Source organism: Burkholderia sp. WSM2232, assembly GCF_000472545.1.
GTDB lineage: Bacteria > Pseudomonadota > Gammaproteobacteria > Burkholderiales > Burkholderiaceae > Paraburkholderia.
In genome coordinates, this window is sequence record NZ_AWZV01000068.1 from 1 (window position 1) to 2,138 (window position 2,138).

1 protein-coding gene is annotated in these 2,138 nt (G+C 66.7%); it reads left to right on the forward strand.

The window, feature by feature from the left end; genetic code table 11:
• The coding region (locus F757_RS34395) for a condensation domain-containing protein (protein ID WP_035467693.1) at positions 1 to 2,138 on the forward strand (2,138 nt) is incomplete at both ends.

The window sequence follows — 2,138 nt, forward strand, 5'->3', positions numbered from 1 at the left end:
CGGCGCTCACCGCGCAACGCTTCGTGCCGGACCCGTACGGCGCGCCGGGCGCCCGTCTGTATCGCTCGGGCGATCTCGCGCGGCGGCTGGCGGACGGCGACCTCGAATACCTGGGCCGCAACGACGATCAGGTGAAGATCCGGGGCTTTCGCATCGAACTCGGCGAGATTCAGGCGGCGCTGCTGGCTCATCCCGAAGTGCGTGATGCGGCGGTGGTGGTAAGCGGTGCGAACACTGGCGACCGTGACCGGCGTCTTGTAGCGTACGTGGTGCCGCGCGGTGCACCGCATACAGGAGATGTCGCGCGCTGGCAGGCGTGGCTCGCGGCGCGGCTGCCCGCGCACATGCTGCCGTCCTCGTACGTGGAGCTCGAGCGCTTTCCGCTCACGCCGAACGGCAAGCTGGATCGCCGCGCGCTGCCTGCGCCGGAGGCAGTGACGAATGCTGCTCAGGCCGTCGCTGCGACGACGCCTGCCGAGTCCGCGTTGCTTGCCGTGTGGCGCGCCGTGTTGCGGCGTGACGATATCGGTGTGACCGACAATTTCTTCGTGATCGGCGGCGATTCGATTCTGAGTTTGCAGATCGTGTCCAAAGCACGTGATGCCGGCTTGCATGTCACGCCGCGCATGGTGTTCGAGTCGCCGACCGTGCAGCAGCTCGCGCGCATGGCGCGAGCGCTGCGGGACGAGTCGACGTCAACATCGACTTCGACGTTGCCTGTGGCATTGGCGGCGCGGCCGGATAACAACGGTGCGGTGTCATCCGATTTGTGGCGTGCGCTGGGACTCACGCCCGAGCACATTGAGGACGTTTATCCGGCGACGCCGCTGCAAGGCGGCTTGCTGTATCACACGCTCGCGGAGCCGGGGGCTGGCGCGTATCTGAACCAGATGCGCGCGACGCTGTCCGGCGCGCTCGATATCGCCGCGATGCAGGCAGCGTGGCAAGCCGCGCTGGAGCGTCACGCGATCTTGCGCACTGGTTTCGCGTGGCAGCACGGCGGCGCCGTGATGCAGATCGTGCATCGTAAGATCGGGCTGCCGTTCGTGACGCACGACTGGTCAGGCGTCGCGGATTACGACGCGCGCCTCGAAGACTGGCGCGCGAGCGATCTGGCCGATGGCATGGCGCCAGACGCGGCGCCGCTCATGCGCATTGCGCTTTTCATACGCGACGCGCAGACCGCCGACCTCGTGTGGACGCATCATCATCTGTTGCTGGATGGCTGGAGCGTGTCGCTGTTATTTGCAGAAATCTTGCGCGACTACCGGATGCGCACGCACGGTGAAGCTGCGGCTTTCGACGCGGCACCGCCATATCGCCGCTACGTCGAGTGGATTCGCGAGGCGGCCGACGCCCCCGCGACCGAAGCATGGTGGCGCGCGTGGGCCGCGCGCGCCGATGATCCGGCAACGCTCACCGCGAGCCTCGGCGAGCCGCGCGCGACTGAGCCGGGCGCTCATGCGCGACGCCACGCGCTCGACGAAGCGCTTGTCGCTCGCCTGAAGGCAACGGCGCAGCACCACGAGATCACGCTCAACACGCTGATGCAGGGCGCGTGGGCCGTGCTGCTCGCGCGCTATGGCTATCGGCGCGGCGTCGCGTACGGCACGACGTTCGCGGGACGGCCCGCCCACTTGCCGGGTGTCGAGCGGATGCTCGGGCTCTTCATCAATACATTGCCGGTGTACGTGAACGTCGATGCGAGCGCGGAGCTCGGCGCATGGTTGCGCAAGCTGCAAGGCGAGCTCACGGAGTTGCGCCAGTACGAGCACATGCCGCTCGCACGCGTGCAGCAGTGGAGCGGACGCAGCGGCGATGCGCTGTTCGACAGCATCGTCGTGTTTGAAAACTATCCCGTGGATGCCGCTCGCAACGGAGACGCGAGCCTCAAGGTGAAGTCCGTCGACTCGGTCGATCCAACGCATTACCCGCTTGCACTCGCGATCATTCCGCGTGGGCAGGCGCTCGCGCTCGAATGGGCGTGGAACGGCGAGCGGATCGACCGCGAGACGGTAGATCGCATTGCATCGCAGTACGAATCTGTTCTGGCGCAGATGGCTGATGGGGTGGCTCGCCGCGTTGGATCGCTGACGTTACCCATGCAGTACGAAGCAGCGCCGTTGCAGCGGTATGCG